Below are 18,466 nucleotides of genomic sequence, written 5' to 3' on the forward strand. Positions count from 1 at the left end.
ATCCGCAGAAGCGGCCATGTTCTGAACCCTACCATAATGAAACGACGTTGCAAGAAAATAAATTTCGCAACCAGATAAAGCCATGATCAGGCCTTAAAATTCTCTTGATCTAATAAAAATGAAATGACATTCTGAAAATAGATTCGGCAGCAGTCGAAGATATCTAATAATTCCAATAGAGGTAGGTCCCATGAGCATTGGCTTCCAAGTCATTGAACGCGCACGCAAAGTTGGCGATGAGTGGGTTGCACGCTACCGCGAGGTCCCGGTAGCCAATGTCAGCGATTCGATGCATCGACTGACCGCAGGGGGTGCTCGATTAAGGCCGATGCACCGCCAAGGCATGCTGTGCGGGCCGGCGCTGACCGTGAAGGCGCGCCCGGGTGACAACCTGATGCTGCATTACGCAATCGATATCGCGCAGCCGGGGGACGTGATCGTGGTCGACGCCGGTGGCGATCTGAGCAATGCGCTGATCGGTGAAATGATGGTGGCTTACGCCGTCAAGCGTGGCGTGGCCGGTATTGTCATCAACGGCGCGATCCGCGATGCGGCAACTATCGGCGCAGGCGACTTCCCGCTGTTCGCTGCCGGCATCTCGCACCGTGGCCCGTACAAGGATGGCCCTGGGGAAATCAATGTGCCGATTGCCATCGATGGTATGGTGATCGAACCGGGCGATCTGGTGATCGGTGATGAAGATGGCTTGTTGTGCGTGCCTTATGTGCATGTCGCACAGGTGTATGACTCCGCCACGGCCAAACACGCTGCTGAAGCTTCACAGTTGGAAAAAATCGCCCAAGGCACCAACGACCGCTCCTGGGTCCTGGAGTCCTTGAAGAAAAAAGGCTGCCTGCTTCCAGGCTGATCCGGTTTGCGCAGTGCGCCTTGCGATGGGGGTGCGCTGCGCTTGCAGGCGGTGTGGGTTGCAGGCCTGAGGGGACTGTCGTCTTGACCGCTTCATCATCACATCGTAAAGCCTGGCCAGCCGCCGTGCGGGCCCTGGCGCACCGCAACTTCCAGGTGTATTTCGCAGGGCAGGGTATCTCCACCTTGGGCAAATGGGTGCAGCAGGTTGCCCTGGCCTGGCTGGCCTATCACCTGACCGGATCAGCCGTGCTGTTGGGTCTGATCACTTTTCTGACCTTGGCCCCGCAGTTGCTGGTTGGGCCGCTCGCCGGCGCCTGGATCGATCGTCACGACAAGCGTCGTCTGCTGATCATCGTTCAAGCGCTGCTGATTGCGCAGTCGCTGGTGTTGTCTGCTGTGACCTGGTTGCAGTGGATCGACGGTGCATTCATCGCTGTCATGGCGCTGCTGCTGGGTTTGCTCAATGCCTTGGAAACACCACTGCGACAGGCGCTGATCGCCAGTTTCGTGGAAGATCCGGCCGACTTGCCCAATGCGCTGGTGCTCAACGCCATGTTGATCAATGCCGCACGCTTCGTCGGCCCGCCGCTGGCTGGCGGGCTGATCGCATGGGCGGGGGAGGCGGCCTGCTTCGCCCTGACGGCGCTGGCCTTCATGGCGTTGCTGGTTGGCCTGCTCAAGGTGCGCGGCAGTGCGCAACCCAGGGCCACGGGCTCCACGGCGCAGGTCTTTCGCCAGGGCCTGGCCTATATGTGGCAGACGCGCAATGTCCGCCAATTGCTGGTCAATGTGGTCATGGTCAACCTACTGGCATCCTGCTACGCCGCGCTGCTGCCGATCATGGCCAAAGGCGTATTCGCTGGCGATGCGCGCGTGCTCGGCTGGCTTTGGGGCGCAGCAGGGGCCGGCGCGTTCATCGCGACCTTGGTGCTGGCGGTGGGTGGGGCGCTGCCACGCCTGCGACTGTTTACCGATGTTGGCGCCATGCTCTGTGCGGTGGCGCTGCTCGGCTTGTGCGCGGCAGGGTCGCTGCCGCTAGCCCTGGTGGCATTGGCAGGCGTGGGTTTTGGCATCACCTTGAGCAATGTCAGTACCAACATGCAGCTGCAAAGCGCTGCGCCCAGCGATCTTCGCGGGCGGGTCATCGCCTTCTACATTGCCATGCGTTTCGGCTTCGAAGCCTTGGGCGGCATGGCTGCTGGAGTGCTCGCTGCCCAGTGCGGTGCGCCGGCGACGTTGGGCGTTGCCGGCGCGGCCCTGGCATTGGCGCTGGGTATTCATTACTACCTTCGCAGGCGTGTCTGAGCGCTCACGCTGTTCGTTCCTGGCTCCATTGCACCTGCGGCTATGAATGGCTTGCTGCACAGGTGCGGGCGGACGGTGTGGCCACGATGCGTTGGCGTCTGCCGAGCGTTAACGGATAATGCGCACATCTGCCCAGCAGCACCTGAGGGCTCCGAGACTGTGAGGGTTTTGCAAATGGTGAAAGCGCGGCCGCGTCCAGCGGTGAATGGTGTGGCATCGGCGGACCGGGTCTTGACCGTTCTGACGGCGTTTCAGATCGGTGACACTGCCCTGAGCCTCGTCGAACTGGTCGAGCGCACAGGCTTGATCAAGAGCACGATCATGCGCCTGATGGTCTCGTTGGAAGACCACGGTTTCATCACGCGCATGGCCGATGGCCGGTACCAGCTGGCGAGCGAGGTGATGCGTCTGAACGCGGTCTATCAGGAAGCGCTGGACCTCGAAAGGCACGTCATGCCACGCCTGCACCATCTGGCGGAACAGTCTGGCGAAACCGCATCGTTCTATGTGCGCCATGGCGCTTATCGGATGTGCCAGTATCGGGTGAATTCGTCCCACAGATTGCGCATGAACATGCAGCCGGGTGATATGCGGCCGATGGATGAAGCCGCAGGCGCCCAGGCGCTGCGCGCGCCATTCGATGTGGGCGTAGCCTTGCAGAAACCGTTTTATTCCAAAGGCGCTACCGATCCCCATGCCGCATCGATGGCGCTGCCCATATACGGTGCGCAGCGAGAGCTGATGGGCGCCTTGGTGATTTCCGGCCCAGCCAGCCGATTGACCGAAGAGTACGCCGAAAGCTTGAAGTCGATGTTTTTCGAGGTCGCGCATGACCTCATGCGCAGCCTGGGCTTCAAGGCGGCGTCCGAAGCCGGAGCGCTTGCCTGACAGGCCCCACCTCGCGCTTCAGCTTTCCCGCAATACTGCCAACGGGCTGGCGTTCAACGCTCGGCGCGTCCCCGCAATGCCGGCCCCGCCCACCAACAGCGCGCCCAGTACCGGGAGCACCAGCAGCCAAGGGTGGGGGCTCCAGGCCAGATCGAAGGCGTAGCGGTACAGCACCAGGGTGATCAGCTCGCAGCCCAGCGCCGCCAGGGCACCGCTGGCGGCGCCGAGCAGACCGAACTCAATGCGCCGCGCCTTGACCAGCAGCGGCCTGGCTGCGCCCAATGCGCGCAGCAGGGCGCCCTGGCGTATCCGCTCGTCGAGTGTTGCCTGCAGTCCGGCGAACAACACTGCCAGCCCAGCTGCCAGCACGAACAGCAACACATACTCCACGGCCAGCGTGACCTGGGCAAGGATGCTGCGCAGCTGGTCGAGCAGGGCATCGACCTGCAGGATGGTCACGGCAGGGAACGCCCTGGACAGGGCGACCACGTCGAGGTCATGCCCGGGGGCGAGGTAGAAGCTGGTCAGGTAGGTCGTCGGCAAGCCCTGCAGGGTGCCCGGTTGGAAGATCATGTAGAAATTGGGTTGGAAGCTGTCCCAATGCACGCTGCGCAGGCTGCTGACGCGGGCCTGGCGTTGCTCGCCACCGATGTCGAAGGTAAGCAGATCACCCATTTGCACGTTCAGGCTATCGGCCAACTGTGCTTCGACCGACACCCCTGGCACTTCATCGCCCGTCGGCAGCACCTGCCACCAGTTGCCGGCGGTGAGCTGATTGCCGTCAGGCAGCTCGGCTGCCCAGGTCAGGCTGAGGTCGCGCTGCACGGCGCGCTCGCCGGCAGAATCCTTGCTGACGACCTGCTGCACAGGTTGCTCGTTGATCTGCGTCAGCCGACCGGGCGTGACCGGATACAGCGGCGCCGAGCTGGCGTTGACCTGCTGCAGACGCTGGGCGAACGGCTGACGATCGTCAGGCAGGATGTTGAGCGCAAAATAGTTGGGCGCATCCTTGGGAAGTTGCGCCTGCCAGGTGTCGAGCAGCTCGGCGCGCAGCAGCGCAACCAGGGCCATGGCCAGCAGGATCAGGCCGAATGCCAGCGCCTGACCGGCCGCCGCCAGCGGCTGGCGAAGCAGTTGGCCCAGGCCCAGGCGCCAGGCCAGCGGCGCGCCGGCCAGTGCTTTGCGCAAACTGTGCAAGCCCAGCAGCAGCAAGCCGCCTAGCAGCAGCGCGGCGAGCAGACCGCCGCCGAGCAGGGCGAAGGTCAGCAGCAGATCCAGGCTCAGGCGCCACATGATCAGGCCCAGGGCGAGCAGGGCGGCCCCGTACACCAACCAGCTGCTGGTGGGGACGGGCAACAGGTCGCGGCGCAGCACTCGCAGCGGCGGTACCTGGCCCAGGGCGGCCAGTGGCGGCAGGGCGAAGCCGGCCAAGGCCACCAGGCCTGTGGCAATGCCGGCCAGTGCAGGGATTACCCCGCCTGGCGGAACCTCATTGGGCAGCAAGCCCTGCAGCAGGTGAAACAACCCAAGCTGCGCCAGCCAGCCCAGCAGCGCGCCAGTCAGCGCGGCGACGAACCCCAGCATCGCCAATTGCAGGCAATACAGGCCCAGGGCCTGGCGCCGGGACAGCCCCAGGCAGCGCAACAGGGCACTCGCATCCAGGCGCCGGGCGGCGTAGCGGCTGGCTGACAACGCCACGGCGACGCCGGCCAGCAGGACCGCTACCAGGCTGGCCATGTTCAAATAGCGTTCGGCCTTGCCCAAGGCTCCGCCGATCTGCTGATTACCGTCGCGGGTGTCGCGCAGGCGCTGGTTGGCAGCCAACTGTTCTGCCATGGCCTGGCGATACTGCGTCAAGGCTTGGTTGTCGCCGCGCCACAGGTCGCGGTAAGTCACTCGGCTACCCGGTTGAATCACCCCGGTGGCCGGCAAGTCGGCCAGGTTCATCAACACCCGCGGGGTCAGGCTGTAGAAGTTGTTGGCGCGGTCGGGTTCGTACGTCAGTACGCGAGTCATGCGCAGGGTCTTCATGCCGACGTCGATGCTGTCGCCGATCTTGAGCCCCAAGGCCACCAGCAGGCGCGGCTCGACCCAGGCTTCACCAGGGGCAGGGCCACCGCCGCTGGTTTCCTCGGCAAACGGCGCCGGAGCACTGCGCACTTGGCCGCGCAACGGATAAGCGCCGTCGGCTGCCTTGATGCTCGACAGCTCGATGCCGTCATCACCCCCGACGACACTGGTAAATTCGACCACCTGGGCATGGCGCAGGCCTGCTGCCTGGCCTGCATCGATCTGCTCTGGGCGGGCTGGCGCACTTCCTTGCAGCACCAGGTCGGCGCCCAGGAACTCGCTGGCGCGCAGTTGCATCGCACCATTGAGACGTGCGCCGAAGTAGCCGATGGCAGTGCTCGCGGCCACCGCCACCAGCACGGCAAAGAACAGCACTCGCACTTCACTGGCGCGGAGGTCGCGCAGCAACTGGCGCAGCGCCAGGCTGCACAGGCGTGACAGCGGCATGTGCTTCATCAAGCCTCCACCGGCCCGACCAAGCGGCCTGCATCCAGACGGATCTGGCGCCGACAGCGACGGGCCAGACGCTCGTCATGGGTGACCAGCACCAGGGTGGTGCCGCGTTCCTGGTTCAACTGAAACAACAGGTCGCTGATTCGCTCGCCGGTATGACTGTCGAGGTTGCCGGTCGGCTCGTCGGCAAACAGCACGGCCGGGTGCGCGGCGAACGCACGGGCGATCGCCACCCGTTGTTGTTCGCCACCTGAGAGCTGGCGCGGCGTGTGGCTCAGGCGCTGGCCCAGGCCGACCCGCTCGAGCAGGGTCTGGGCCTGCTGGCGGGCATCGTCGCGGCCATCGAGCTCCAGCGGCAGCATCACGTTTTCCAGGGCATTGAGGCTGTCGAGCAACTGAAACGACTGAAAGACGAAACCGACGTGCTCGGCGCGCACCCTGGCTCGTTGGTCTTCATCCAGCGGGCCGAGGTCATGGCCGGCGAGGATGACCTTGCCGGCGCTCGGCCGGTCGAGCCCGGCGAGCAAGCCGAGGAGGGTGGATTTACCCGAGCCCGAAGCGCCGACGATAGCCAGGCTGTCACCGCGGGCCAGGTCCAGCGAGAGGGCGTGCAGGATGGTCAGCTCACCTTCCGCACTGCTGACCACTTTGCTAAGGTGCTGCGCAACGAGAATGCTGGGGCCCATGGAGAATCCGATGCGAGTAGGGTGGTTGAGTGCCGGTCTGGCCCTGTTTTGCCTGGCCCAGAGTGCGGCGGCGGGGACGTTGCTGGTTGTCGGCGATAGTATCAGCGCAGGTTTTGGCCTGGATACCCGTCAGGGTTGGGTCTCTTTGTTGCAGACCCAGTTGCGCCAGGAAGGTTTCGACACCCAGGTGGTCAATGCTTCGATCAGTGGCGACACCAGTGCAGGCGGGCAAGCGCGGCTGCCGGCGCTGCTTGCTGTGCACAAGCCAAGCTTGGTGGTGGTTGAGCTGGGCGGCAACGATGGCCTGCGAGGGCAGCCGCCCGCGCAATTGCAACAAAATCTTGCCTCGATGATCGACAGCGCGCGTCAGGCAGGGGCCAAGGTGCTGCTGCTGGGTATGCGTTTGCCGCCCAACTATGGCGTGCGCTACACCAGCGCCTTTGCCGACGTCTACCAGCACCTGGCCGAGCAGAAACAGGTGCCCTTGGTGCCGTTCTTTCTCGAAGGGGTCGGCGGCGTACCGCAGATGATGCAAGCCGATGGCATTCACCCGGCACAAGGCGCGCAACAGCGCTTGCTGGAAAATGCCTGGCCGGCGATAAAACCCTTGCTGTGACGCTTTAAACGGGGGCGGCTTTCGGCTAATGTTGCGCCCCCCGTTTCGAGAGCCCCCAATGCCGCGCCCTGCCTGGTCCTTGTATGCCTACCAACTGATCGAGCCTGACGAGCAGCTCGACCTGTTCGCCTGCCAGGAAATTCGCGTCCACCTGGTGGCCCGTCAGCTTGAACTCGGCGTGCCGGTCGACCGCACCCTGTGCGGCGGCTTGCTGCCGGCCCAGCCGCGCTGGTCCGGGGTGCCGCGCGGCATCTATCGCGATGGTCGGCTGTGTGATCTATGCCGGGCGATCCTCGATGCCCAGCGCCGTGGCATGCGGCCGATCTGGCCTGAGCTGTGAGACGGGCCTGCGCGGTGGAACTCCGCCGGCCATTGATCATCTGAAACCCATGTGGGGCCCCGATGCCTCCCGCTTGCTCCGAGGCGGGTGTACAATCGGGCCTCTTGACCCGCTTTCGAAGGATTTCCCGGATGTTGCCGCGCATTCCCGCCGTCACCCGTCGCCTGACCCTGGCCGCCCTGCTGGTAGCAGGCCCTGCTGCCGCGCTGGAATTGCCCCTGCCGCCACCCGGTGAAGACGTTGTCGGGCAGGTGCAAGTGATCAAGGCCAAGTACGAAGACACCTTCGCTGATATCGGCACCGCCAATGACCTCGGCTACCTCGAGATGATCGCGGCCAACCCTGGTGTCGATCCGTGGCTGCCAGGTGCTGGCACCGAGATCATCCTGCCGACCCGCTACATCCTGCCGCCAGGTCCGCGCGAAGGTGTCGTCATCAACCTGGCCGAATACCGCCTGTACTACTACCCCAAAGATCAAAACGTGGTGCACACCTTCCCGCTGGGGATTGGCCGCGAGGGTTGGGGGTCGCCTGTGGCCAACACCAAGATCATCGCCAAGACGCCGAACCCCACCTGGACGCCTCCGGCATCGATTCGCGCCGAACATGCCGCGGACGGCGACATTCTGCCTGCGGTCGTACCGGCAGGGCCGGATAATCCGCTCGGGCCGTTCAAGTTCACCCTCGGCGTGCCAGGCTACCTGATTCACGGCTCGAACAAGAAGTTCGGCATTGGCATGCGCACCAGCCACGGCTGCTTCCGTATGCTCAACAACAATGTGCTGGAGTTGTCCAAGATGGTCCCGGTCGGTACACCGGTGCGGATCATCAACGAGCCTTACAAGTTTGGTGTCAGTGGTGGCAAGGTGTATCTTGAAGCGCATACGCCACTGGATGATAACGGCAACCCATCGGTGGTCGACAAGCACACTGCGGTGATCAATGCGTTGCTCAAGCGCGAGGACTTGGCCAATAACCTGCGCATGAACTGGGACATGGTCCGCGACGTGGTCGCAGCTGAGGATGGCATGCCCGTGGAAATAGCCGTGCCAAACAGTAGCGAGGCGCCAGCACCGATGATGTCGAGTATCCCGCCCGAGTTGCAGTAAGGCTACTGCGCCGCTCTAAGAGCCCGCTCCAGGCCCTGGCCTGCAGCGGGTTTTTTCATGCCTGGGAGCCTGTTCAGGCAATAAAAAAGCCGACCCCACAGGTGGGGTCGGCTGTATAACAATCCGTGAGGATTATTACTTGCGGCTGGCTTTGTCCAGCATGCGCAGAGCGCGCTCGTTGGCTTCGTCAGCGGTCTGCTGAGCCTTCTGAGCAGCGGCCAGGGCGTCGTCAGCCTTACGGTAGGCTTCGTCAGCACGAGCTTGAGCGCGAGCTGCTGCGTCTTCGGTCGCAGTCAGACGAGCTTCGGTTTCTTTGGATACGCTGCTGCAACCGGTAGCCAGAACTGCGGCCAGAGCCAGAGCAGAGAATTTCAGAACGTTGTTCATCGTGTTCCCCTTCAAGGACTTTCAATTAAAGAGCCATCTCTCGGAAAAGAGAAACTGGCCGGCGTACATAGTACCCATTACTTGTAGTAAGTAAACTGACTGAGCGCAAGAACTGCAAAAAAAATGTTCCTCGAGGCAGGCCTGACAACATGCCTGACGGTGAAGTGCAAAAAAATCGCGCATCGCTGCCAAGCGTTTGTTGTTCGGCAACTTTTTGTGTGAACTAAAAGTGACTCGAACTGTCTCTGATCGTCTTATCTGCTACAACATCCGGCGCTGTTGTCCTGTTATCAGAGCCCGCCGCGACACGGCACTCTGCTACTTTTTAACAGTTGCTACCTTGAGTATTCCCGCTTGCGCCGCCTACTATTTCAGGGTGGCCCCGCGCGGTCGAACGATTGCAGTGGGCCTGGGGTCCAAGGGGCAAGAGGTGGCGTTGAGGTTCCTCCGCCGGATCAACCACATCGGTTAAGGCCAAGGTCTGCCAGAAAGGCCTGCGAGGAGTAGTGATGAGTGAAGCGCTGACCATCCACCATGACCAGGCCGGTCATCAGTTCGAGACCAATGTGGACGGTCATCGTGCTTACCTGACCTATATGGACCTGGGCAAGCAGACGCTGGATATCTACCGCACGTTCGTGCCCAACGCACTGCGCGGTCGTGGCATCGCCGCGGCGCTGACCGAGAAGGCCTTGGAATACGCCGAGCAAATGGGCTATACGGTGATTCCGTCGTGCTCTTATGTCGAGCGTTACATGGAGCGCCAGCAGCGCCACTCCAGCAAGGCCTGAGGCATCACCAAAAGGGGCTCGCCGCCTGCGCCGATTGATCGGCGCAGGCGGCGAGCCCCTTTTCATGTCAGCCGCGTTGACGCTGCGGCAACACATCCTTGAGCTTGGCGTGCATGCTGCGCAGCGCCTTCTCCGTAGCCGACCAGTCGATGCAGGCGTCAGTGACCGACACGCCGTACTGCAGGTCGTCGAGGTTCTTCGGAATCGACTGACAGCCCCAGTTCAAGTGGCTCTCGACCATCAGGCCGATGATCGACTGATTGCCTTCGAGGATCTGGTTGGCGACGTTCTCCATCACCAGCGGTTGCAGGGCAGGGTCCTTGTTGGAGTTGGCGTGGCTGCAGTCGACCATGATGTTGGGCTTGATCTTGGCCTTGGCCAGGTCCTGCTCGCACAGCGCGACGCTGACCGAGTCATAGTTCGGTTTGCCGTTGCCACCGCGCAGCACCACATGGCCGTAGGCATTGCCCTTGGTGGTGACGATGGATACCCCGCCTTCCTGGTTGATGCCCAGGAATCGATGCGGCTTGGACACCGATTGCAAGGCATTGATGGCGACGGTCAGGCCGCCGTCGGTGCCGTTCTTGAAGCCGACTGCCGAAGACAGGCCGGAGGCCATTTCCCGGTGGGTTTGCGATTCGGTGGTGCGCGCACCGATGGCCGACCAGCTGATCAGGTCTTGCAGGTACTGCGGCGAGATCGGATCGAGCGCTTCGGTAGCGGTGGGCAAGCCCATCTCGGCCAGGTCCAGCAACAGCTGACGGCCAATGTGCAAGCCGTCCTGGATCTTGAACGAGTCATCCAGGTACGGGTCGTTGATCAGCCCCTTCCAGCCCACTGTGGTACGGGGTTTCTCGAAGTACACGCGCATGACCAGGTACAGCGTGTCGGACACCTCGGCGGCCAGCACCTTGAGGCGCTCGGCATATTCGTGGGCAGCCTTGATGTCGTGGATGGAGCAGGGGCCGATCACCACGAACAGGCGGTGGTCCTTGCCGTCGAGGATGTTGCGCACCACTTCCCGGCCGGCAGTGACAGTCTGCAGGGCCTTGGCGCTGAGGGGTATTTCCTTCTTGAGCTGATCGGGGGTGATCAAGGTCTCGTTGGAGGCAACGTTTAGGTCGTCGATCGGTAAATCAGCCATCGTGTTACTCGTCAGGTCACGGTGCCGGCCGCCAGCAATCCCCGTGCGGCCCAGCAGCAAGAATGTTCGCAGCGGGGAGCCGAACCTTAGCGCGTTAAAGGGTGCGCGACAATGGCCTGGGCTACGCGTTCCAGGGTTTTTCCCTGGCGCTGGCGTCTTTACTGACAGTCACCTTGCGCAAAGCCACGGTAAAAGGTGTAAAAAAGGCAGCCTAACCCAGATGGAGAGCAGCATGACCCTTCGTAAGCAACGCATCGGCATCATTGGCAGCGGCGCGATTGGCGGCTTCTACGGCGTGATGCTGGCGCGCGCCGGGTTCGATGTGCACTTCTTGCTGCGCAGCGAGTATGGCGTGGTGCGCCAGCACGGCCTGACGATCGACAGCGCGGTGCACGGGAGCGTGCAGCTGAATGTCCAGGCTTATGCCAATGCGGCAGACATGCCGCCTTGCGATTGGCTGTTGATCGGGGCCAAGGCCACCAGCAATACCGAGCTCGCGCCGTTGATCGTGCAGGCGGCTGCCCGTGATGCCAAGGTGGTCTTGCTGCAGAACGGCCTGGGCATGGAGGAGCAACTGCGCGCGGACTTGCCCGCGAACCTGCACCTGCTGGGCGGTCTGTGCTTTATCTGCGTCGACCGGCAGGCGCCGGGGGTCATTCGCCACCAGGCCCTGGGTGCGGTCAACCTGGGTTATCACAGCGGGCCAGCGGCCGATGCCGGCGCGGCGCTCGTCGAAGCCGGTGCCGCGTTGTTCCGCGCCGCGGGTGTGGATTCCCAGGCCATGGCCGACCTGGGCCAGGCGCGCTGGCAGAAGCTGGTGTGGAACGTGCCCTACAACGGCCTATCGGTGCTGCTCGGCGCCAGCACCAGCGCGCTGATGAGTGACGCCGACAGCCGCCAGCTGATCCGGACCCTGATGGCCGAAGTCGCGCAAGGCGCCGCTGCCTGCGGTCATCCACTGCCTGATGGCTACGCCGACCACCTGCTGCGTGTCACCGAGCAGATGCCCGATTACTGGCCAAGCATGTACCACGATCACGTTCAGCAGCGGCCACTGGAGTTGCAGGCGATCTACGCCGAGCCGCTTGCCAGGGCCCAGGCCGCAGGTTGCGAGCTGGCGCAGGTACGCATGCTGTACCAGGCGCTGCGCTTCATCGAGCGCGCCCGGCGTAGCGCCTGAGTCTGTTCAGGCCGCAGCAGCAGTACGCTGGACGGCTGAACGCGGGTCCGGCGCGCTGCTAAGCTCAAGCTTGCTCTGCCGCAACGGTAGTCGAGGAGGTCGAATGATCCGCTCCATGCTGTACGCCACCGACCTGGGCGTGTACGCCCCGTTTGTCCTGCAGCACGCCTTGGCCTTGGCGCGCGGTTTCGGCGCCGAGCTCTATGTCATCCATGCCGTGGAACCGATGGGGCAGTTCGCCGAGTCATTGCTGCAAAGTTACCTGGATGAGCAAACCCTGGACACCCTGCACAGCGAGGGGGTCAATACCGTCATGGCCAATATCGAGCAGCGGGTGCTGGAGAACTTACGTGACGAGTTGGGCGAAGCTGCTGACCTCGCCCTGATCAAGGCGATGCGCGTGCGTCAGGGCGATCCGGCCCAGGTCATCCTCGACCAGGCCCAGCGGCTGAGCGTCGACCTGCTGATCTTCGGCAGTCACAGCGCCGGGGCGGGTGTCGACGTGCCCATTGGCCGAACAGCGGTGCGGCTGCTGCAACTGTCACCGGTTCCGGTGTACATGGTGCCGCTTTCCCAGCACCTCGGTAGGAGGAAAGTGTGAAGTCGGCGGTAGGAAATTTCCCAAGGGCATGTAACAAAATAGTTCTAGTTTTATTTCCACAACCACTAATATAGTTATATCCCGTCGCTGCCTGCTGCCGCTGACCTACCGCTGATTCGAGGGATACCTATGAAGCTTCAACAACTGCGCTACATCTGGGAAGTGGCGCACCACGACCTCAACGTCTCCGCGACGGCGCAGAGCCTGTACACCTCGCAGCCGGGGATCAGCAAGCAGATCCGCTTGCTCGAGGACGAGCTGGGGGTCGAGGTATTCGCGCGCAGCGGCAAGCACCTGACCCGCGTCACGCCTGCTGGCGAGCGCATCATCAATACGGCCGGGGAGATCCTGCGCAAGGTCGAGAGCATCAAGCAGATTGCCCAGGAATTCTCCAACGAGAAAAAAGGCACCTTGTCGATCGCCACGACCCACACCCAGGCCCGTTACGCACTGCCCCCGGTGATCAGCAATTTTATCAAGCAGTATCCGGAAGTGTCCCTGCACATGCACCAGGGCTCACCGATGCAGATCGCCGAAATGGCCGCTGACGGCACCGTTGACTTCGCCATCGCCACCGAGGCGCTGGAGCTGTTCGGTGACCTGATCATGATGCCGTGCTACAAGTGGAATCGGTGTGTGGTGGTGCCCCAGGGCCATCCGCTGACCAAGCTGCCGAAGCTTACCCTCGAAGCGGTTGCCGAGTACCCGATCGTCACCTACGTGTTTGGCTTCACCGGCCGCTCCAAGCTGGACGAGGCATTCAACCACCGTGGCCTGACGCCGAAGGTGGTGTTCACCGCAGCCGATGCCGACGTGATCAAAACCTACGTACGCCTGGGTCTGGGCGTGGGTATCGTGGCCAAGATGGCGGTCGATACCAAGCTCGACAGCGACCTGGTGGCGCTGGATGCCAGCGAGCTGTTCGAGGCCAGCATCACCAAGATTGGCTTTCGCCGCGGCACGTTCCTGCGTGGCTTCATGTGCGATTTCATCGAAAAATTCGCTCCACACCTGACCCGCGAAGTCATGGCCAAGGCAATCCAGTGCCACAACAAGCAAGAGCTCGAAGAGCTCTTCGAAGGCGTCGAACTGCCTGTGCACTAGGCAGCTACAGTTACAGGTTTCAAGCTACAAGCAAAAGCGGCCCATTCGCAGGCCGCTTTTCTCTTGAGGCGTGAAACTCGCAGCTTGCAGCTTCAAGCCTTGCCGATCAGGTTGCCGGCGTGCAGGCCGCATTCTTTCTGGGTCGACTCTTCCCACCACCAGCGACCTTCGCGCTCGTGCTGGTTCGGCAGCACCGGGCGGGTGCAGGGCTCGCAGCCGATGCTGATGAAGCCGCGTTCATGCAGGCTGTTGTACGGCAGCTCCAACATGCGGATGTAACCCCAGACTTCTTCGCTGGTCATCTGCGCCAGAGGGTTGAACTTGTACAAGGTGCGCTCAGGGGTCGAGAACGCGCTGTCGATTTCCAGTGCTGCCACCTGGCTGCGCGTGCCAGGGCTCTGGTCGCGGCGCTGGCCGGTGGCCCAGGCGCTGACCGTGGCCAGCTTGCGGCGCAGCGGCTCGATCTTGCGGATGCCGCAGCACTCGCCATGGCCGTCGCGGTAGAAACTGAACAACCCCTTTTCCTTGACGAACGGGTCGAGCTTGGTGCGGTCCGGGCTGAGGATCTCGATCGGCAGGTTGTAGTGTTCGCGCACCTGATCGATGAAACGGTAGGTCTCAGGGTGCAAACGGCCGGTGTCCAGGCTGAACACCTTGACCTGCTTGTTCAGCTTCCAGGCCATGTCGACCAGCACCACGTCCTCGGCACCACTGAAGGAAATCCACAGGTCGTCACCGAAGTGATCGAACGCAAGTTTGAGGATGTCCTGCGGGGACTTGCTGGCGTAGGTCGCGGCCAGTGCGGCGACGTCGAAAGGTAGGCTCATCAGGCGGTTTCCATCTTGGCTATGGCGCTGTGCGCTCGTAATGAGGGGATGGTAACAAAAAATGGCCAGGTAGACGCCTGGCCGGCAGGCTCAAAGGCTTTGCAGGGTCTGCAACAGGACGCGGACCTTGGCGATCGATTCTTCGTATTCGGCCTGCCAGTTGGAGTCAGCCACCACCGCACCGCCGCCCCAGCAGTTGACCTGACCGTCCCTGACCAGCAAGCTGCGGATAGCGATCGAGCTGTCCATCTCGCCGCGCACGTCCACGTACAGCAGCGAGCCGCAGTACAGGGCGCGCCGCGTTGGCTCCAACTCGTCGATGATCTGCATGGCGCGGATCTTCGGGGCGCCGGTGATCGAGCCGCCGGGGAAGCTGTCGCCGATCAGGTCCAGCGCGTCTTTGTCCGCGGCCAGTTGCCCGGTGATGCTGCTGACCAGGTGGTGCACGTTGGGGTAACTCTCCAGGCTGAACAGCTCCGGCACCTTCACCGAGCCGATGGCGCAGGTGCGTCCGAGGTCGTTGCGCAGCAGGTCGACGATCATCAGGTTTTCCGAGCGATCCTTGCTGCTGTGCAGCAGCTCCTCGGCATTGCGCGCATCCTGGGCAGGGTCGTCCGCGCGCGGCCGGGTGCCCTTGATCGGGCGAGTCTCCACCTGGCCCTCGCTGACGCGGATGAAGCGCTCTGGCGAAAAGCTCAGCAGCGCGCTGCCATCGGCCAGCTGCTGGTACGCGGAAAACGGCGTAGGGCAGGCTTGGCGCAAGGCCTGGTAGGCCCGCCAAGGATCGCCCTGGCATGGTGCTCGAAAGCGCTGGGTGAGGTTGATCTGATAACAGTCGCCGGCCTGAATGTAGCGCTGCACCTGATCGAAAGCCATCTTGTATTGCTCGGCCTGCAGGTCGCCCCGCATCGCCGCCAGCAGGTGGAAATCCCCGCAGCTCGAGGTGTCGGCAGCGTCGAACAGCGTCGTCAGGCGAGTACGTTCGGTGAGCGCCAGGGCGGGATGGAACACCAATTGACTGGTGCACAGCTGGTGGTCGGTGATCAGCGCCCAGGCATACAGGCCAAGCTGCGCATCGGGCAAGCCCAGGTCGTCGTTCGCCTGATGCGGCAGCTGCTCAAGGCGTCGGCCGAAATCATAGCTCAAGTAGCCGATCAGGCCGCCCGCGAAGGGCAGCTCGACACCAGTAGGTAACTGCGCATCACCCAGCTGCAACAGGCTTGCGCGCAGTCGCTGCAGGTAAGCGCGGCCGTCTTCCTCTGACGCGACTTGCAGGTGCTGCAAGGGCCAGGCGCTCAATAGATCGAAGCGACCACGCGTCGCGTCAGGGCGAGCGCTGTCGAGCAGGATCGCCCCTGGCGCCTGGCGCAGGCGGGCGAAATAGACGGCGGGGTCAGGCTGGTAGGGCAGGGGGTGAAGCGTGCAGGTCGGCATCAGTAGGGACGGCGATGTAAAAGCGAAGAGGCCGATTGTAGACCCGTGCATGGATGGCGCCTAGCGTCAGGACGACATTAAGCGGCCTGTTTCACCGGGCCGCTTCACCGGGTGCATGCCAACCCGGTGAAGCGGCCGCCAGTGGTCAGTGTGGATGCACGTGGCCGAACAGGCTCTGCGCAACGCGCACCCGCTGCTCGGCATCTTCGCTGATGCCGTCTTTGGCCAGCGCCTCGATGTGCGCCTCGACAGCGTGAGTGCGCTGGGTCAGGCCGGTGTCGTTGGCGATCTGGATGTTCAGGCCGGGGCGGGCGTTGAGTTCGAGAATCAACGGGCCTTTGTCCTGATCCAGCACCATGTCCACGCCGATGTAGCCCAGCCCGCACAACTCATAGCAACCGGCGGCCAGCTTCATGAAGCCGTCCCAGTTTGGCAGCTGCACGCCGTCCACCGCATTGGTGGTGTCCGGGTGCTTGCTGATGATGTTGTTCAACCAGGTGCCGCGCAAGGTCACCCCTGTGGCCAGGTCGACGCCGACACCGATGGCGCCCTGGTGCAGGTTGGCCTTGCCGCCGGACTGGCGGGTCGGCAGGCGCAGCATGGCCATGACCGGATAGCCCATCAGCACGATGATGCGGATGTCAGGCACCCCCTCATAGCTGATGCTCTTGAAGATCTGGTCGGGGGTCACCCGGTATTCGATCAGCGCGCGGTCGCGGTGGCCGCCCAGCGAGTACAAGCCGGTGAGGATGCTCGAGACCTGGTGCTCGATTTCCTCGTGGCTCATGATCTTGCCCGATACCGTGCGGTAACGGTCCTCGAAGCGGTCGGCGATCACCAGGATGCCGTCACCGCCGGCACCCTGGGCCGGCTTGATGACGAAGTCGCTGCGCCCGCCGATGATCTCGTGCAGCTTGTCGATCTGCTTCTCGGTCTCGATGATGCCGTACATTTCCGGCACATGGATACCGGCCGCCAGGGCGCGCTCCTTGGTGATGATCTTGTCGTCGACGATCGGGTACAGGCTGCGCTTGTTGTACTTGAGCACATAGTCCGCGTTGCGCCGGTTGATGCCCATGATGCCCCGGGCCTCCAGGGCTTTCCAGGTCTTGATCAGGCCATACATCAGGCGTCAGCCTTCTTCAGGAATGCCTTGAAGCGTACGAGCTCGGTCAGGCGATAGCCGCGGTAGCGACCCATCGCCAGCATGAAGCCCACCAGGATCAACAGCACGGCCGGGAAGGTGAAGACGAAGTACACCAGCTCCGGCACCATCATCAACAGGTGCGCCAGCGAGGCGGCGAACAAGGTACCGATCGCGACCTTCATGGCATGGCCACCGCCGCGCTCTTCCCAGGTAATCGACAGGCGTTCGATGGTCATGGTCAGGATCACCATCGGGAACAGCGCCACCGACAGCCCGCGCTCAAGGCCCAGCTTGTGGCTGAACAGGCTGATGGCGGCGATCAGCACCACGACGAAGGTCAGCACCACCGACAGGCGCGGCAGCATTTGCAGCTTCAGGTGCTCGAGGTACGAGCGCAATGACAGACCCAGGGCGGTGATCACCGTGAACAGCACGATCCCAAAGCCCAACTGCGTTTCGCGGAAGGCCAGCGCGATCAGCACCGGGGTGAAGGTGCCCAGGGTCTGGATACCGATCAGGTTGCGCAGCACCAGAATGACCAGCACGCCGATCGGGATCATCACCATGATCATGAAGGTCTGCTGGGTCTGCAGGGGCAGGCCGTAGAGCGAATACTCGAGGAAATCGGCGTCGGTGTTCTCGTCGGTCAGCTTGGCCAGGCGGATGGCGTTCATCTCGCTGTTGTTCATGCTGAAGGTGACATTGGCCTTCTTGCCGCCATCGACGGTGATCAGGTTGTCGTCACCAGTCCACCACAGCAGGCGATCGTTCGGCAGGCCCTGCTCGCCGGTGTCGGGGTTGAAGTACAGCCAGTCGCTGCCGTTGAAGCTGCGCAGCCACAATTCTGGGGTTTGCGGGGTATCGGCGACCAGGCGGATGGTATGGACTTTTTCCATCGGCACGTGGGCGATCGACAGCAACAGGTCGATCACCTGAGCCTTCTTCATCGGCGAAGTGTCGCCGCCCAGCAACAGCTTGACGTTGTCGTCGTTGAGGTTGTTGACCCGCTTGATGGTTTCGCTGACGAAGGTCTCGACATCCGCCGAATGCTGGCGGATCGGCGCCATCAGCGCCTCGGCGGCGATTTTCTCGGGGCCTTCGATGGCCAGGCTGTCGCGGAAGGTCGGGCCTTTGACCGTGGCCTTTTCCTTGCTGTAGCGCTTGGTCAGCACCAAACGGTAGTAGAGGGTCTGGTTGCCGCTGGCGCGACGTGCCGACCAGGTTACCTTGCGGTTACCGTCGGCGCGGTTGACGCTGACCCCGTAGTTGTTGGAGATGAAGCTCTCGTTGAGGCTCACGTAGTCGCGATTGAGCGGCGGCACGAACATCTGGATCTTCACCGGATCCTTGGTGCTGGCGACGAACTCGACCTTGGCGTCGATGTTCCACAGGTCGTCGGTTTCGTCTTCGGTGACCGGAATGCCCAGCACGAGGATCTGATAAGCCGTGACCGCCACGCCGAGCAGCACCAGCACGGTGATCAGGACTTTCAAATGGAGGGTAAGAGAGCGCAT

At 62.8% G+C, this 18,466-nt stretch carries 18 protein-coding genes; 10 read left to right on the forward strand and 8 right to left on the reverse strand.

Going from position 1 to position 18,466, the window contains the following annotated elements:
• The first annotated feature begins 190 nt into the window (after positions 1–190).
• The 3 genes from FS665_RS01055 to FS665_RS01065 all read left to right on the forward strand — a co-directional run bounded on the left by FS665_RS01055 (position 191) and on the right by FS665_RS01065 (position 3,063).
• Positions 191–868 (forward strand): RraA family protein, encoded by a 678-nt coding sequence (locus FS665_RS01055; protein ID WP_145182043.1) that lies wholly within the window; start codon positions 191–193, stop codon positions 866–868.
• Positions 869–993: 125 nt separating this feature from the next.
• A complete protein-coding gene (locus FS665_RS01060) occupies positions 994–2,175 on the forward strand; it encodes an MFS transporter (protein WP_145183327.1) in 1,182 nt (393 codons plus the stop codon).
• Positions 2,176–2,349: 174 nt separating this feature from the next.
• A complete protein-coding gene (locus FS665_RS01065) occupies positions 2,350–3,063 on the forward strand; it encodes an IclR family transcriptional regulator (protein ID WP_145183330.1) in 714 nt (237 codons plus the stop codon).
• Positions 3,064–3,081: 18 nt separating this feature from the next.
• Here the strand turns inward: FS665_RS01065 and FS665_RS01070 are convergent, their stop codons facing one another.
• Positions 3,082–5,589, reverse strand: a complete 2,508-nt coding sequence (locus FS665_RS01070; RefSeq protein WP_145182046.1) for an ABC transporter permease — start codon at positions 5,587–5,589, stop codon at positions 3,082–3,084.
• Entirely contained in the window at positions 5,589–6,272 is a 684-nt protein-coding gene (locus FS665_RS01075; RefSeq protein ID WP_145182049.1) for an ABC transporter ATP-binding protein, read from the reverse strand. Before FS665_RS01075 ends, FS665_RS01070 begins: the two co-directional genes overlap by 1 nt.
• 10 nt (positions 6,273–6,282) lie before the next feature.
• Between FS665_RS01075 and FS665_RS01080 the strand changes: the two genes are divergently transcribed.
• The 3 genes from FS665_RS01080 to FS665_RS01090 all read left to right on the forward strand — a co-directional run bounded on the left by FS665_RS01080 (position 6,283) and on the right by FS665_RS01090 (position 8,337).
• A complete protein-coding gene (locus tag FS665_RS01080; RefSeq protein WP_178108270.1) occupies positions 6,283–6,888 on the forward strand; it encodes an arylesterase in 606 nt (201 codons plus the stop codon).
• Positions 6,889–6,946: 58 nt separating this feature from the next.
• Positions 6,947–7,228, forward strand: a complete 282-nt coding sequence (locus FS665_RS01085) for a hypothetical protein (protein WP_145182055.1) — start codon at positions 6,947–6,949, stop codon at positions 7,226–7,228.
• Between the two features lie 131 nt (positions 7,229–7,359).
• Positions 7,360–8,337, forward strand: coding sequence for a L,D-transpeptidase family protein (locus FS665_RS01090; RefSeq protein WP_145182058.1), 978 nt, complete (start codon positions 7,360–7,362; stop codon positions 8,335–8,337).
• Between the two features lie 135 nt (positions 8,338–8,472).
• Here the strand turns inward: FS665_RS01090 and oprI are convergent, their stop codons facing one another.
• Positions 8,473–8,724, reverse strand: a complete 252-nt coding sequence (oprI, locus tag FS665_RS01095; RefSeq protein ID WP_003259780.1) for an outer membrane lipoprotei OprI — start codon at positions 8,722–8,724, stop codon at positions 8,473–8,475.
• Between the two features lie 509 nt (positions 8,725–9,233).
• Between oprI and FS665_RS01100 the strand changes: the two genes are divergently transcribed.
• Positions 9,234–9,515 carry a GNAT family N-acetyltransferase gene (locus tag FS665_RS01100; RefSeq protein ID WP_084854752.1) on the forward strand — a complete coding sequence of 94 codons (282 nt, stop codon included), beginning with the start codon at positions 9,234–9,236 and terminating at the stop codon, positions 9,513–9,515.
• A 67-nt stretch (positions 9,516–9,582) separates the two neighbouring features.
• Here FS665_RS01100 and FS665_RS01105 read toward each other — a convergent pair whose 3' ends face one another.
• Positions 9,583–10,659 carry a 3-deoxy-7-phosphoheptulonate synthase gene (locus FS665_RS01105; protein ID WP_145182061.1) on the reverse strand — a complete coding sequence of 359 codons (1,077 nt, stop codon included), beginning with the start codon at positions 10,657–10,659 and terminating at the stop codon, positions 9,583–9,585.
• Between the two features lie 232 nt (positions 10,660–10,891).
• Here FS665_RS01105 and FS665_RS01110 point away from each other — a divergent pair, with 232 nt between their 5' ends.
• The 3 genes from FS665_RS01110 to cysB all read left to right on the forward strand — a co-directional run bounded on the left by FS665_RS01110 (position 10,892) and on the right by cysB (position 13,544).
• Positions 10,892–11,839, forward strand: a complete 948-nt coding sequence (locus FS665_RS01110) for a putative 2-dehydropantoate 2-reductase (protein ID WP_145182064.1) — start codon at positions 10,892–10,894, stop codon at positions 11,837–11,839.
• A 103-nt stretch (positions 11,840–11,942) separates the two neighbouring features.
• Positions 11,943–12,440: a universal stress protein gene (locus FS665_RS01115; protein WP_145182066.1), complete on the forward strand. Its 498-nt coding sequence runs from the start codon at positions 11,943–11,945 to the stop codon at positions 12,438–12,440.
• A gap of 129 nt (positions 12,441–12,569) precedes the next feature.
• Positions 12,570–13,544, forward strand: coding sequence for an HTH-type transcriptional regulator CysB (gene cysB, locus FS665_RS01120; RefSeq protein ID WP_145182069.1), 975 nt, complete (start codon positions 12,570–12,572; stop codon positions 13,542–13,544).
• 92 nt (positions 13,545–13,636) lie between these two features.
• Here the strand turns inward: cysB and FS665_RS01125 are convergent, their stop codons facing one another.
• The 4 genes from FS665_RS01125 to FS665_RS01140 all read right to left on the reverse strand — a co-directional run bounded on the left by FS665_RS01125 (position 13,637) and on the right by FS665_RS01140 (position 18,466).
• Positions 13,637–14,371, reverse strand: coding sequence for a phosphoadenylyl-sulfate reductase (locus FS665_RS01125; RefSeq protein WP_145182071.1), 735 nt, complete (start codon positions 14,369–14,371; stop codon positions 13,637–13,639).
• Positions 14,372–14,461: 90 nt separating this feature from the next.
• Positions 14,462–15,805, reverse strand: coding sequence for an aminodeoxychorismate synthase component I (gene pabB, locus FS665_RS01130; protein WP_145182074.1), 1,344 nt, complete (start codon positions 15,803–15,805; stop codon positions 14,462–14,464).
• A 145-nt stretch (positions 15,806–15,950) separates the two neighbouring features.
• Positions 15,951–16,931, reverse strand: coding sequence for an alpha-L-glutamate ligase-like protein (locus FS665_RS01135; protein ID WP_145182077.1), 981 nt, complete (start codon positions 16,929–16,931; stop codon positions 15,951–15,953).
• Positions 16,931–18,466, reverse strand: coding sequence for an inactive transglutaminase family protein (locus tag FS665_RS01140; RefSeq protein ID WP_145182080.1), 1,536 nt, complete (start codon positions 18,464–18,466; stop codon positions 16,931–16,933). The genes FS665_RS01135 and FS665_RS01140 overlap by 1 nt, the downstream gene beginning before the upstream one ends.

Origin of the sequence: Pseudomonas sp. URMO17WK12:I11 (assembly GCF_007677725.1) — a bacterium.
Taxonomy (GTDB): domain Bacteria; phylum Pseudomonadota; class Gammaproteobacteria; order Pseudomonadales; family Pseudomonadaceae; genus Aquipseudomonas.